Raw genomic sequence first — 14,257 nt, 5'->3', positions numbered from 1 at the left:
CGTTCCATACAGCTGACATGACCGGGAAATTGCTGGGCCGCAGTATCGACCGCCTCGAGGACGAGCGCTTCGTGCGGGGGCAGGGGCGCTACGTCGCCGATCTCGCCGCTCCGAACGCGCTGCATGGCCTCGTCGTCCGCTCGCCGCACGCGCATGCGCGCCTCGTCTCGGTCGACATCGATGCGGCACGCAAGATGCCCGGCGTCGCCGCCGTGCTCACCGGGGCAGATCTCGCGGCAGACAACATCGGCCCCTTGCCGTGCGCGGTGACCAGCCTTCCCATGGCAAAGCCCTTGATCGTTCCGCCCTGTCACGCGCTGGCGCGGGAGGTCGTGCGCTATGTCGGCGAGCCCGTCGCGTTCGTGGTGGCGGAAAGCGTGGAAGCTGCGCGCGATGCGGCCGAAGCGGTCATCGTTGAGTACGAATCGCTCACGCCGGTCATTTCGCTCACCGAGGCGGTCCGGCCGGGGAGCCCACTGGTCTGGCCGGAGGCGCAGAATAACGTCGCGCTCGAATACCATCGCGGCGAAATGGCGCCGGTCGAGGCGGCGATTCGCGATGCCGCCCATGTCGTGGAATGCGAGCTGGTCAATAACCGCGTGGTCGCCGCACCCTTGGAAACCCGAGGCGCGCTCGGCGAATACGATGCGTCCACCGATCGCCTGCACCTGACGGCCTCGGCCGCCGGTGCGCAAGCGATCCGCGATCTGCTTGCCGCTTCCGTGTTCTGCATCCCCGGCGAAAAGCTTCGCGTCAGCATTCCCGACGCTGGCGGCGGCTTCGGGATGAAGAATGTGCTCTATCCGGAATGGGTGCTGGTGCTGTGGGCGGCGCGCCGCCTGAAGCGCCCGGTGCAGTGGATCGGCGAGCGCAGCGAGGACTTCGTTGCCTCCGTGCACGGCCGCGACAGCGTCGTGCGCGCGCGCCTGGCGCTGGACAAGGACGGCAAGTTCCAGGCGCTCGAAGCCAGAGTTCTTGCCGACATGGGTGCTTACGTCTCGACCCTGCAGCCGGGGGTTCCGACCAGGGCCATGGGCAGCGCGATGGGCGGCGTCTACGACATCCCGCTGATTGCATTCGTCACGCAGGGCGTCTTCACCAACACGACGCCGATCGATGCCTATCGCGGCGCCGGCAAGCCCGAGGCGAACTATCTGATCGAGCGCTGCATCGATATCGCCGCCAATCAATTGGGCATGGATGCGCTGAAGCTGCGGCGCAAGAACATCATGCGCCGCTTTCCCCATCGCTCCGCGATGGAGCTTACGATCGAGCAGGGCAGTTTCGGCCACGCGATCGATCTCGCGGTCAAGGCCGCCGAAGGCTTCAAGGCGCGTCAGCGGGATTCGCGCAAGCGCGGCAAGCTGCGAGGCCAGGGCTTTGCCTGCTTTATCGAAACCGCGCGCGGCCAGCCCAACGAGGTGGCTGAGTTGCAGGTCAACGAAGCGGGCCACATCGACATCAAGGTCGGCACGCATTCCAACGGCCAGGGCCACGAGACGACCTTTGCGCAGATCGCCGCCGACGCGCTCGGCTTGCCGATCGGGATATTCCAGTTCCACCAGGGCGACACCGACGATCTAGACAGCGGCGGCGGCCATGGCGGCGCGCGCTCGATGCACCAGGGCGGCACGGCGGTGCTGATGGCGGCCGAAGGCCTGATCGACAATGCGCGGCGGCTGGCCGCCGGGCTGCTGCAGACCAGCGTCGATGCCGTCGCTTACGAAGGGGGCATGCTGCGTGTCGCCGCGACCGGGCAGGAGATCAGCCTGGAGGACGTGGCCCGCGCTTCCTGGGAGGCGCCGAGCGACGACATCGCGCCGGGCCTTACGCACAAGGCGACGCATGTCTGCGACCTCTACACCTTTCCCAACGGCTGCCACCTTGCCGAAGTCGAGATCGATCCTGACACGGGCGCGGTGAGGCTCGACCGCTACGTCATCTTCGACGACTTCGGCCGCCTGCTCGACCCGCGCCTGACGCTCGGCCAGGTCCATGGCGGCGTCGTGCAGGGCATCGGCCAGGCCCTGCTCGAGCAGGCGAAGTACGACGCCGAGAGCGGCCAGATCCTGTCCGGCTCGCTGATGGACTACGCCCTGCCGCGCGCCGATGACGTTCCCACATTCGAGGGCGCGCTGACGCCGGACTTCCCCAGCCGCGCCAACCGCCTCGGCGTCAAGGGCAGCGGCCAGGCCGGGGCGATTGCTTCGCCCGCCACGGTGATGAACGCCGTGATGAATGCGCTGGCGCCGCTCGGGGTGACGCACATCGATATGCCGGCGACGCCGGTACGGGTGTGGGAGGCGATACGGAAGGCACAGGGCCGGGTGGCGGACTGACCGGCGCGGGGGTGATCCCCGCGTCGGTCACTTGCGCCTGCGTGTGCCCGACCTCCGGGAGGCGGACAACGGCCTTAGCGGGACGTCCTCCAGGCGCTCCGGACGCACATCCGCCTCACCGGCGCGCACGTCCGCCTGCCGGACCGCGGCGCCGAAATCGAGGTCGGTCAGTCGCTCGACTTCGCTGATTGTGGTCAGGAAATCGTCGACACGCTCGAGCTCATCTGCGTCGCCAAAAGCTTCCGGCACACCGGTCAGATCGATGGACTCGGCACCGAACAATGCTTCCGGCCATGGACCGAACACCGGCCGCTGGTCGGCAATCATCGCCAGCGATCGCAAGCCTTCGTCATCGGCCCAAACGGCTATCTTGAAGAAGCGGCCCGGAACCTGGATCGAGCGGAATTCCCGGTCGTCATCCGCGAAGATCGGTCCGGTAAATGCACAGACGCGGGTACGCATCGTTCGGGCGTTGCGCAAGACGAGGTTCTCCACGGCGCGCCAGAGCTTCCCACCGCCGGTCCCGGGCTGGTTGGGCCTGCCTCTGCCCATATTGAAGAATCCGACCTGCGGGGCGCAGTTGGTGAAATGAAAGGTGTCGGCCTCGGCAAGCCTGGCCTGCGTCGGCGTGCCCCACGCCGGATCGAGCCTTCGCACCAGATGCCCGCGTTGGAACATCCTCAGGGTGCGCTTCATCCCGGTAGAGGTCGGGAATCCCGGCACATTCTGTTTCTCGTAGGTATCCGAGCCTGCGACGGCATCGACAGGCCGCAGCCGGTCGTCATCGAACCATTCCTCGGCTGCTTCGGCGCCCTCGAGACTCTCCGACAGCCCGTGCTTCGGGTTGGAAGGATCGAGGGCGGACACTTGCCCGCTATCGCGATCGACGAACTTCGAGGTTCTGCCGTCGATATTGCAGGCGGCCACGAACGCGAGCTTGCGCTTGGCGTTCACCAATGCGCTGAAGTGGTGATACTGGAATTCGTGGGGATTGTCTCCCGCATGGGCGTCCTTGTTCCGCGCGGCGTCGGCGCGCTGGGCGGACGAGAGCTTGGGTAGCGGGACCACGTGGTCCGGGATAAAGCCGGGTTCATAACCGGCCCGGTCGCTGTAGTCGTTGCTCGGCGTGAGCTTCTCGGCCGCCGTGGGCGTCAGCAGGGCTTTCGTTCCAGGACCATCCGGAGCAGCCGCCGGCGGGGCGCCCGAAAGCAGAGGTGCCCGAACGGTGATCTCGATCGGAAAGATCCAGCTGATCGAGCCATCGTCGTTCGTGCGCGGGCCGGTGGATGACGCTGCGGCTTCCCGGGCGGCAGGTATCGATTCGGTGCGGCCCTGGCTGACTTCCCACTGGCCCAGCGCGCTCTCGATCAGGGCGGCCTGCACCGACGCCATATTTCTCCGTGCAGCCTTGATCGCCTGGACGATGCTGCTGATGCGGATGCCCTCATTGACCTCGCGAGGCACCTGGTAGCCGGCATCGTCGACCAGATTGCGGTAGGGTCCGCCCCAATGATGGAGCGCAACGGCCTGCCATTGGTTGTTGAACACGGGCGAGCCTGAAGAGCCCGGCAACGTGTCGGCAACGTAGTGCAGGGCTTGCGGCGCGCGCGCCACCAGGCGGTTTTCACGCAGAACGACTTCCTTGTAGCGGCCATTGGGGTGCTGAACCACGTTGACGACTTCGCCGATCGCATGCTTGTCGCTGGCGTCGGACAGGGCGCAATAGCCGAAACTTGCGAGTTCGCGCGACTCGCCGTTGCGTTCACCGATCGCGATCAGCGTGAAGTCCAGTCCTGCCACGCCGTCCGTCAGGAAAAATCTCTCGGGAGCGAACGAGAATGCGGACGTGCGAAGCGGGTTCTCGTGGATGTCGAGTTCGTAGTCGAATTCGACATGGAGGTCGCGCGCCATCTCGGCCGTCGGAATGACGTGGTTGTTGGTGAGGAACAGCTGGTCCGAAACCATGAAGCCGGAGCCCCGCGCCCTGCCGGTATTCCACGCCACGCGAGCGACGGCGTCCGAGGCGGTCCGGCCGCGCTCGAAGAAGGATACGCCGGTGAAGTCGATGGTCTGGCCCCACACGGCTTCCGCTCCTGCGGCCTCGCCGCCGCCGGCCATCATCGTCGTTCGTTCCGCAGCCGACATGCCGGAAAATGCGCGAATGCCGACGGCCGTTGCCGCCGCTTCCTCGCGTGTCATGAGGTTCTTGGCCATCAGCCGCGCGACCAGGCGCTCCGGACTCTTTTCCGACGCGAGCGGGTTGCCCGCGGCCACATTGGCCATTGTCTGCTTGATTGTTTCGCGGTTCCTGAAAATGCGTTCCTGCGCAACGAGTGCGACCGTCGACGAAGGGTCATCGGCCATAATCGATACCTCTCTGGCAATGCGGCAACACGATTGTATAGTACTACGCTACGACTTTTGGATGTGTCTGCCAAATGCAAAGAGGCTCGCGGTGCGACGAGGCGACGCGACATGGTGGCGCGTGCGCCCCGTGGCCAAGCGCCGGGCAGACCGGCGCTGTGTTGAAGCAGCCGCCAATTGCAGGGCGGCTGCCGCAAACTCAGCTAACTCGATCATCAGGGATGCGACAGGCGGCTGGCATGAGGCGACATTGCGCCGACGAGGGGGAAAGTTGCCACGCCGGCTCGAACGCAAACATGATCGAAGTTCAGTGTGCGCTCGATTGCTGGCTGGGGAACCTGGATTCGAACCAAGACAAACAGAGTCAGAGTCTGTTGTGCTACCGTTACACCATTCCCCAACGGATTACCCAGTGTAATCAATAGCTTATTTGGCTATCCGGGTAAATCACATGCGGCGGGAACAGGATCAAATCGCTGCCCGCCGGTGGGTCGTTCTACTCGCTCGATACTGTGCTTGGCAAGTACGGAAGCAAGGGCAATTTTCCAGAGGGATTGCCTCACCAGACTTGATGGAGACGCTCGTGAACAAGCCCAATCCGCCTTCGCCGTTCCAGGCCATTCGCGCCATCGACTACACCGTCATCTTCGTCCGCGACATGACCGCGATGCGCCGCTTCTATGAGGACGTTCTTTGCTTGCCGCTCTCGCGCGAGCTTTCGCCCGGCTGGATCGAATACCGGATCGGCGGCAACACGCTGGCGCTGGCAAGGCCGAGCCGCACGGCTTCGGATGCGCCGACGCCCGCCGGCAGCGCGTCGCTCCAGCTCGCCTTCAGGGTCGCCCCGCCCGAGGTCGATCGATGCGCCGACGAGCTGTTGCGCCACGGCGTCACGCTGGTCTCGCCGCCGACCGATCAGGCGTTCGGCCATCGCACGCTGTTCTTCCGGGACCCCGACGGCAACCTGCTGGAGGTGTATGCGGAGATCTAGATGCAGAGCGCAGGATGGGCAGAGCGGCGGCGAAGGCCGCAAGTGTCGGGATCAGCCCGCAAATGCCTTGTCGAGGTCGGCGATGACGATCTTCTGCATCTTCATCATGGCCTGCAAGGCACGATCGGCCTTTTGGCGATCGGGATCGCTCAGGTAGCGGCCGAGAGCGGTGGGCACGACTTGCCAGGACAGGCCGAATTTGTCCTTGAGCCAACCACACCTTGATTCCTCGCCGCCGTCGGCAGTCAGCCTGCTCCAGAAGTAATCCACCTCTTCCTGGGTATCGACGCTGATGAAGAAGGAGACCGCCTCGTTGAACTTGTGTCTTGGACCGGCATTGAAGGCGTTGAACCTCTGCCCCTCGAGCTCGAAGGTCGCCATGGAGCCGTTGACGGTTTCGACCTTGGCATTCGGAAACACCGATTTGTAGAAGGCGACAGCCTCTTGCAGGTTGTTGTCGAACCAGAGGAACGGCGTGATGGAAGGCATGGGATATCCTGATGGTTGGGGGTGGCGGGGTCTCATCAGGAGGACGAACGGTGGAACGGGAATCCGACAGGGGGATGAAATCTTTTTGTGCGATCTTGTGATGCCCAATCCGGCGCCATTTGGACCGGTTTTGCCGGTGTCAGGCTCACCCTATCTCCGCTTCGAGCAATTGCCGCAGTAGATTGGCCAGCCGCACCTCCAGCTCCGCATCATGCAGCGACAGCGGACCGGGATCGTTGAGAACAGCATTCACCAGCGTGCCCAGCACGACCTTGAAGCCGAACGCAATCGTTCGGCCCTTGGCGGCGCGGCGGCCCTTGCCCATCGCGGCAAGCAGGAGAGGGGTGGCGCGTTCGGTATTGGCGCGGGCGAGCTCGTGGTCCGGCCTCGACATCGGCCGCGACCGCGGCAGTCCGGTGTCGCACTACGCCGCGCCGTTCGAGTTCACGGGTAAGCTGCTGCGGGTGACCGTCGTCATGCATGACGACCAGAAGCTGGACGGCGAGGGCGTGGGCAAGGCCGAGATGGCGCGGCAGTGATGCCTTCGACCGTCATTGCGAGCGAAGCGAAGCAATCCATCTGTCCCCACGCGGCGGCATGGATTGCTTCGTCGCTGTGCTCCTCGCAATGACGGTGCGGCAGATCGGAGCCGTCTACTTGATCTTCTCAAACACCGTCGCGAAGTCGCCGGGCGGCATCGGGATGTTGACGGTCTCCTTGGCCAGCGTCTGGAACGACACCTTGAGTTGCTTGCCGGACAGGCTCGGCCTGCGGCGTGGCGGGCGACTTCTGCGCCACGGGCGGCGCCTTGGGCTTGGGTTGTTGCGCCCGGGCTGCGCCCGTCAAGGCGGTCGCAATGGCGACGGCAAGGAGAAATCTCTTCAAGCGAGCGGCTCCGAATTGAATGATTCCTGGATGTGTCGCGGCGTCGGCAAAGTCAAGTCAGCGTGGGCGAAACGAGCATCGAGACGAAGATCGTCATCGCCAGCACGACCGCGAATTCGCGGACCCGATGATGCGGCCCATCAGTAGGAGCGGGATAAATGCCGAGTCGCACGCATGTTATGACTTGGCAACGCATCCGAAGATTCACGTGATGGTCAATGCTCGATTTAGAACGCCTCCAAACAAACTTCTAAGAAAGAGAACAGTCTACGGCCAATTTTGGAATCGTTCTGATTTGGATGGATCGATTTTGGATCGATTAAAATGTAACTGCGCCGCATTCGCGTTGACCGCGCCTTGCCTGCTCGATACGAAAACCTACGAACAGTTCATTCGCGCTTCTCACGACGCGCGCAGGCGCATGTTCGAGAGATGACAACAAGGGCAGGCGACAATCCGCGCAACGTATTCGTTGCGCGGCGGTGGTCGCGCGACATTTTTTGGGGCGTGCAATGACAGAGGCAGTTTCACACCGGCATCGGCTCGGCCGAATTGCGAAGGCGGCGCTGTTTTCGGCGAGCTGTGCTGCGCTTGGACTGCTGGTGGCCCCCGGCCGGACTCACGCGCAATCTTCCGGAGCCTCGCAACTTCCTCCCGTCCAGGTTTCTCCCCCTGCAGAGCAGAAGCGGCGTGCCGCCAGCACATCGAATTCGCAGCGCGCGGACCGCTCGGCGCAGCGGCGGCGCGCGCAAACGGCGCGGCGAACCGACGCCGGCGTGGAGCCGAAGGCGTTCGGCCAATCGCAGGATGTGCGCACTGGAACGTCCGGCGTCTACGCCAACAGCACCTCGACGGCGACCAAGACCAACACGCCGCTGGTCAACATCCCGCAGTCCGTCAGCGTCGTGACCAAGGACTTCATCCGCGACCAGAGCTTCCAGAGCATCACCGAGGTCACCCGCTACGTTCCCGGTGTCATCATGCACCAGGGCGAGGGTAGCCGCGACCAGCTTGTGTTCCGCGGTGTCGATTCCACCGCCAATTTCTTCGTCAACGGATTCCGCGACGATGTCCAGTATTTCCGCGACCTCTACAACGCGCAGAGTATCGAATTCCTGAAGGGGCCGAGCGCGCTGATCTTCGGACGCGGCGCCGGCGGCGGTCTCGTCAACCGCACGCTCAAGGAAGCCGACGGCACGCGGATCTACGAGGCGACCGGGCAGGTTGGCTCCTGGAACAACAAGCGCGTGACGCTGGATGCAGGGCAGGCGGTGAACGAGAACGTCGCCGTGCGCTTCAACGCCATGTACGAGAATAGCGACACTTTCCGCGACTACGGCCATCTCGAGCGCTACGGCATCAACCCGACGGTGACGCTGAAGCCGGGCGACGACACCACGATCAAGCTGAGCTACGAGTTTTTCCACGACTTCCGCCTCGCCGATCGCGGCAATCCTTCGCAGGGGCTTCCGGGCGGTGCGACGCGCTTCAACCCGACCGCGCCCTTTGCCCCGAACGGCAACCTCTCGACCTTTTTCGGCAGCCCGATCAACAACGCCAAGGTCGAGGTGCAGACCGGCATGGCGATCATCGAGCATGATTTCGGCAACGGCCTGACCGTCAGGAACGGCTCGATGTATTCCGACTACAACCGCGGCTACAACAACGTCTATCCGAACGGCGCGGTGAACACGGCCCAGACCCAGGTTGCGCTCGCCGCCTACCAGCAAATCACGCCGCGCGAGAACGCCTTCAACCAGACCGACTTCGTCTACAAGACCGCGACTGGCCCCGTCCTGCACACGCTCGCCTTTGGCACGGAATTTGGCCGCCAGACCGGCCTTACGCTGCGCGACAGCGGACGCTTCCCGGGCAACGCTGCCTCCGTGATCGTCAATCCGTTCAACCCGACCTACTTTGGCCCGGTCACCTACAACCACCTCGCCAGCGATATCAACAGCACGCACCGGCTCAACACCGAGTCGGCCTATCTGCAGGACCAGATCGAAGTGACCCGCTGGCTGCAATTTCTGGTCGGCGCCCGCTATGACAACTTCGATCTGACTACGCTCGATCTGAACACCAACACCAGGCGCAGCAGGGTCGATGACTTCGTCTCGCCCCGCGCCGCGGTGATCGTGAAGCCGATCGATAGCCTGTCGCTTTATACGGCCTGGAGCGTCTCGTATCTGCCGGCCTCCGGCGATCAGTTCAACGCGCTGAACACCAGCACCCTCATTCTCGACCCGCAGCGGTTCGAGAACGCGGAGATCGGCGCGAAGTGGAACATCAATCCGAAACTGTTGTTTACGGCCGCCGCCTATCAGCTCCTTCGCGCCAACGTGCCGATTAATCTCGGGGCGGCAGGATCTATCCCCGGCGGCTCGCAAATTGTTCGCGGCTTTGAGACCGCGCTGACGGGCTATGTTACGCCGGATTGGCAGGCTGTGCTGGGTTATGCCTACACCGATGCGCGGATCGCGAAAGACTTGACCGGGCCCGCCGTGAACCCGCCGATCGTCGCCGGCAATCGCGTCCAGCTCGTGCCATACAACCAGCTTTCGCTGTGGAACAAATACCAGTTCAACCCGACCTGGGCGGCGGCGCTTGGCGTCATTTATTTCTCAGACTCCTTTGCGTCATCCGACGATACCGTGCGCCTGCCTGGCTTCGTCCGCGTCGATGCCGCCGTCTATGCCAAGATCGACGAGATGTGGCGCGTCCAGTTGAACGTGGAGAACATCTTCAACGAGGCCTATTGGGCGACCGCCCACGCAAACAACAACATTTCGCCCGGTCAGCCCCGGACCGTCCGTCTGACCGCGATCGCGAAGTTCTGAGGCCGAACGGACGCCGGGTTCCGGGTTGACCGGGAAGTCCCGATGACACGTGTTGGCCGGGTTTCGCCTTTTTTCCTCGCCTCGGGCGTGTTACGGCATCCCCGGTTCGCGATGCTATGGGGTCGATAGCGCGCTTCGCTGCGGTCGGTGCCAAGGTTTCGGGTTAAGGGGGCAGGATATTACCGCCCACCGCGCGGATGTGGCCGGCGAACTGAAGGATGAGCGTGGCGATGCATAAATCGGTTCTCACATTGGCGATCGCGGCGATTTTGGCGCTCACCGCGCCTGCGGTCGCCCAGCAGCCCTCCGGCGCACCGGCATCTGAAGCCGCGCCGGCCGCACCCCAGTCCTTGCCTTCGGCGCCGGCAGGCCCCTCCGCTGCGCCCGCCGAGGGCGCATCGACCAGGCTGACGATCAACGTCCCCAAGGAATTGTCGCCGTGGTCGATGTTCATGTCGGCCGACGTCGTCGTGAAAGGCGTGATGATCGGCCTGGCCTTCGCCTCGCTCATCACCTGGACCATCTTCATCGCGAAACTGATCGAGCTGTCGATCGTGCAGCGGAAAGTGCGCTCTGCGTTGAAGAAGATTTCCGACGCGCGCTCGCTCGCCGAGGCACAGTTCGCGCTCGGCTCAAAGGAGGGCGCGCTGCCGTCGCTGCTGGCTGCCTGCATGCGCGAGGCGCGGCTGTCGGCCGGCATTTCCAGCGACGCCGGCATCAAGGAGCGGGCGGCATCGAGTTGTGCCGAGATCGTGCGCGCGGAAGCCCGCCGCGTCCGCCTCGGCATGGGCCTGCTCGCCACCATCGGCGCGACGTCGCCCTTCGTCGGCCTGTTCGGCACGGTGTGGGGCATCATGAATTCCTTCATCGGCATCTCGAAGGCGCAGACCACCAATCTCGCCATCGTCGCCCCCGGCATTGCCGAAGCGCTGCTCGCCACCGCGATCGGTCTGGTCGCTGCGATCCCGGCGGTCATCATTTACAACCACTTCGCGCGGGTGACGAAAGGCTATCTCGAGCTCGTCAACCGCGCCTCGGGCGCGGCGGCGCGGCTGTTGTCGCGCGATCTCGACCGCACCCATGTCAGCGGCGGCGCGATGCCGCGCGCGGCGGCGGAGTAGGGCGATGGCAGTCTCGATCGCAGGCAGCGAGTTCGACGACGAGGGCGATTTCGCCGAGACCCACGAGATCAACGTCACGCCGTTCATCGACGTGATGCTGGTGTTGCTGATCATCTTCATGGTGGCTGCTCCGCTCGCCACCGTCGACCTTCCGATCGACCTGCCGACCTCCTCGGCGGTGGCGCAGAAGAAGCCGGACAAGCCGACCTATGTCAGCATCAAGCCGGATCTCACGGTCGCCGTCGGCGAAACGGCGGTGAAGCGCGCCGAGCTGGTCGCTACCCTCGATGCCGCCCCGGACAACAGCAAGGACCGCTTCGTCTTCCTGCGCGCCGACAAGGCGGTTCCTTATGGCGATCTGATGGACGTGCTCGAAATCCTGCGCGCCGGCGGCTATACCAAGCTCAAGCTGGTCGCGCTCGAGGTTCCATCGGCCGCGCCGGCGCAGGCGTCCGAACCACCCAAGCCCTGAGGGGCCGACCGCTATGTCCGATCTCGACAACGAGCCGAAGCCGTCGAAGCGGCTATGGGTGTGCGCCGCGGCCGGCGCGCTCGCGCTGCATCTTTGCGGCGCGGCGCTGGCGGTCGCGCACCTGCGCACCGACGGGCTCGACGACTCTCTCGGCGCCAACGCGATCGAGATCGGGCTTCTCGCTTCGCCCCATGTCGAGCAGAACGACCTGCCGCCCGGACCCGACAGCGATCCTTCCGCCGCCGCGCCGCAGCTCAACGAGCAGAAGGCGGAGGTGAAGCAGACCGATCTGCCGAAGGACACGCCGCAGGAAGCCGAAGACCCCGACCGGATCGTCACGCAGAACGAATCCAACAAGCCGAAGGAAGACGAGCCGAAGGAAGCCGCGGTCGCCACCGCGGCCTCGACCGAGTCGGTGGCGCAGGAAGCGACCTCGCGCCAGACGCTCGACGAGAAGGCGCCGGAAGCGGAGAAGGCGCGGGCCCCGAACCTCGGCATCGGCAAGGACAAGGGCAAGCTCGCGGCCGACTGGGGCAAGCAGATCAGCGCTTATTTCGAGCTGCACAAGCGCTATCCCAAGGTGAAGAAGAACAAGACCGCCACGGTCAAGGTCCACCTGACGCTCAACCGCCTCGGCAACGTGGTGCAGGTCGGCGTCCTGCAATCGTCGGGCGATACCGCGTTCGACGAGGCCGCGATCGACATGATCCGCCGCAGCGATCCCGTGCCTCGCCCGCCGGCCGAGCTGACGGACGATACCTTCAGCTACAGCCTGAACGTGAATTTCAACGAGAAGAAGTGACGAACCGCGTGTCGCGGTTCGTCATGCCCGGGCTTGACCCGGGCATCCACGTCTTTCTTCTCTTCGGCGTCAAAAGACGTGGATGGCCGGCCATAGGCGAGCGGAAGCGACGCCGTCCTTCGGACGGCTATGCCCGGCCATGACGTGGTTGAGGCCGCCGCGGAAGGAAAGGCGGATTGCGCTGGCGCCAATCCGCCGTGTGGCCGCGAAAGGATTGGCGGATTGCGCTACACTGGTCCGGCCCGCGAATCTGCGTGGGTTACACGAAAAGTGTCCAGCCATGCTGCTTGAAACTCCCCCGGCCATCGCCACGGAAGCGTTCACAGACGCAAGCGCCGCGGTCGATCGCCTGGAGCAGATCTACGAGCGCAACACGAAATTCCTCCGCGATCGGTTCGAGGCCTATGCCCATGGCGGAGCGCTCACGGCGCGGGTGCGCGCTTTCTATCCCTTTGTGCGGATCACGACCTCGACCTATGCGCGCCTCGATTCGCGCCTCGCCTACGGCTTCGTCGCGGGGCCGGGCGTGCACGAGACCAGCGTGACGCGTCCCGACCTGTTCCGGAACTATCTCACCGAGCAAATCCGGCTGCTGGTCGAAAACCACGGCGTGCCGGTCGAAATCGGCGAATCGAGCGAACCGATCCCGATTCACTTCGCCTTTCGGCGCGACATCAACATAGAAGTCTCGCTTCGGGTCAACGACGACGCGGTCGTCACGCGATTGCTGCGCGACGTGTTCGACACACCCGATCTTGCCGCGATGGACGACGCGATCGCCGACGGCACATTCGAGCTGCTGCCCGGAGCGCCGGAGCCGCTTGCCTTGTTCCGGGCGGCGCGCGTGGATTACTCGCTGCGCCGGCTCTATCACTACACCGGCACCGACCCGGAGCACTTCCAGAATTTCGTGATCTTCACGAACTATCAGTTCTACGTCGATGCCTTCGCACAGCTGTGCCGGCAGCGCCTCGCGACCGGCCAGGCCGGGCCCGAAGCCTTCGTCGGGCCGGGCAACGTGATGACCCGCAACGGTCGTCTTGGCGGCGGCACGGTCGGGACGGCGCCCGAGCGTATGCCGCAGATGCCGGCTTTCCATCTCGTCGAGCCGCGCGACCGCGGCATCACCCTGATCAACATCGGCACCGGCCCGTCCAACGCGCGCAATGTCACCGATCACGTCGCGGTGCTGCGGCCGCATGCCTGGCTGATGCTGGGGCATTGCGCCGGCCTCAGGAACACGCAGCGGTTGGGCGACTACGTGCTCGCGCATGGCTATGTCCGCGAGGACCACGTGCTCGACCGCGAACTGCCGCTGTTTGTGCCGATACCCGCGCTTGCCGAGATGCAGGTCGCGCTCGAACAGGCGGTCGGCGAGGTCACGGGGCTTTCGGGCTTCGAGCTGAAGCGATTGATGCGTACCGGAACCGTTGCAAGCGTCGACAACCGCAATTGGGAAATCAGCGGTCCATCGATCATCCGTCGGCTCTCGCAATCGCGCGCGGTCGCGCTCGACATGGAGTCGGCGACCATCGCCGCCAACGGCTACCGGTTTCGCGTTCCCTACGGCACCCTGCTTTGCGTCTCCGACAAGCCGCTCCACGGCGAAATCAAGCTCGCGGGCATGGCGAGCGAGTTCTACCGCCGGCGTGTCGGCCAACATCTCGAGATCGGGCTGAAGGCGCTGGAGAGGCTCAAGCTCCAGGAATCGGAGCGCCTGCATTCACGCAAGCTGCGAAGCTTCGCCGAGGTCGCTTTTCAATAGCTGGTCTGGCGAGCGAAGCGTAATCCGCAGCGTCACCGCGGACCATGGCGGATTACGCTGGCGCTAATCTTACTGCGTCATGGGCGTCGGCGTCCATTTGATGCTGCGATGGCGCCGCAGCAAGGACATCGCGGCAAGGTTTTGATGAGCTCTCGGATCAGACGCACGCGCATGGTTGCGATCGAGTTC

The 14,257-nt window shown here is 64.4% G+C and carries 11 protein-coding genes, 1 tRNA gene and 1 pseudogene; 8 read left to right on the top strand and 5 right to left on the bottom strand.

Features of this window, described 5'->3' with window-relative positions; translation table 11 throughout:
- Window positions 1–17 precede the first annotated feature (17 nt).
- Complete coding sequence (locus tag ACT4OC_RS03125; protein ID WP_444837547.1) at window positions 18–2,339, top strand: xanthine dehydrogenase family protein molybdopterin-binding subunit; 2,322 nt, start codon at window positions 18–20, stop codon at window positions 2,337–2,339.
- 27 nt (window positions 2,340–2,366) lie between these two features.
- On the opposite strand, the gene ACT4OC_RS03120 is transcribed toward ACT4OC_RS03125, so the two are convergent.
- Window positions 2,367–4,703, bottom strand: coding sequence for a DNA/RNA non-specific endonuclease (locus ACT4OC_RS03120; protein ID WP_444837546.1), 2,337 nt, complete (start codon window positions 4,701–4,703; stop codon window positions 2,367–2,369).
- A 326-nt stretch (window positions 4,704–5,029) separates the two neighbouring features.
- Window positions 5,030–5,103 (bottom strand) — tRNA-Gln (locus ACT4OC_RS03115).
- Between the two features lie 171 nt (window positions 5,104–5,274).
- Here ACT4OC_RS03115 and ACT4OC_RS03110 point away from each other — a divergent pair.
- Window positions 5,275–5,694, top strand: a complete 420-nt coding sequence (locus ACT4OC_RS03110) for a VOC family protein (RefSeq protein ID WP_444837545.1) — start codon at window positions 5,275–5,277, stop codon at window positions 5,692–5,694.
- Window positions 5,695–5,745: 51 nt separating this feature from the next.
- Here ACT4OC_RS03110 and ACT4OC_RS03105 read toward each other — a convergent pair whose 3' ends face one another.
- Window positions 5,746–6,183: a VOC family protein gene (locus ACT4OC_RS03105; RefSeq protein ID WP_444837544.1), complete on the bottom strand. Its 438-nt coding sequence runs from the start codon at window positions 6,181–6,183 to the stop codon at window positions 5,746–5,748.
- Between the two features lie 145 nt (window positions 6,184–6,328).
- A complete protein-coding gene (locus tag ACT4OC_RS03100; protein ID WP_444837543.1) occupies window positions 6,329–6,577 on the bottom strand; it encodes a hypothetical protein in 249 nt (82 codons plus the stop codon).
- A 22-nt stretch (window positions 6,578–6,599) separates the two neighbouring features.
- Here ACT4OC_RS03100 and ACT4OC_RS03095 point away from each other — a divergent pair, with 22 nt between their 5' ends.
- Complete coding sequence (locus ACT4OC_RS03095) at window positions 6,600–6,722, top strand: hypothetical protein (RefSeq protein WP_444837542.1); 123 nt, start codon at window positions 6,600–6,602, stop codon at window positions 6,720–6,722.
- Between the two features lie 114 nt (window positions 6,723–6,836).
- Here ACT4OC_RS03095 and ACT4OC_RS03090 read toward each other — a convergent pair.
- Window positions 6,837–6,941: pseudogene (locus tag ACT4OC_RS03090) on the bottom strand (invasion associated locus B family protein); the annotation flags it as partial.
- A 639-nt stretch (window positions 6,942–7,580) separates the two neighbouring features.
- Between ACT4OC_RS03090 and ACT4OC_RS03085 the strand changes: the two are divergent.
- The 5 genes from ACT4OC_RS03085 to ACT4OC_RS03065 all read left to right on the top strand — a co-directional run bounded on the left by ACT4OC_RS03085 (window position 7,581) and on the right by ACT4OC_RS03065 (window position 14,068).
- Complete coding sequence (locus tag ACT4OC_RS03085) at window positions 7,581–9,908, top strand: TonB-dependent receptor (protein ID WP_444837541.1); 2,328 nt, start codon at window positions 7,581–7,583, stop codon at window positions 9,906–9,908.
- Between the two features lie 230 nt (window positions 9,909–10,138).
- Window positions 10,139–11,029, top strand: coding sequence for a tonB-system energizer ExbB (exbB, locus tag ACT4OC_RS03080; RefSeq protein WP_444837540.1), 891 nt, complete (start codon window positions 10,139–10,141; stop codon window positions 11,027–11,029).
- Window positions 11,030–11,033: 4 nt separating this feature from the next.
- Window positions 11,034–11,501 carry a TonB system transport protein ExbD gene (gene exbD / locus ACT4OC_RS03075; RefSeq protein ID WP_444837539.1) on the top strand — a complete coding sequence of 156 codons (468 nt, stop codon included), beginning with the start codon at window positions 11,034–11,036 and terminating at the stop codon, window positions 11,499–11,501.
- A 13-nt stretch (window positions 11,502–11,514) separates the two neighbouring features.
- A complete protein-coding gene (locus ACT4OC_RS03070; protein ID WP_444837538.1) occupies window positions 11,515–12,303 on the top strand; it encodes an energy transducer TonB in 789 nt (262 codons plus the stop codon).
- A gap of 280 nt (window positions 12,304–12,583) precedes the next feature.
- A complete protein-coding gene (locus ACT4OC_RS03065) occupies window positions 12,584–14,068 on the top strand; it encodes an AMP nucleosidase (RefSeq protein ID WP_444837537.1) in 1,485 nt (494 codons plus the stop codon).
- Window positions 14,069–14,257: the final 189 nt, after the last annotated feature.

The organism is Bradyrhizobium sp., assembly GCF_052389815.1.
GTDB lineage: Bacteria > Pseudomonadota > Alphaproteobacteria > Rhizobiales > Xanthobacteraceae > Bradyrhizobium.
This window is presented reverse-complemented; position numbering and strand designations above follow the sequence as displayed.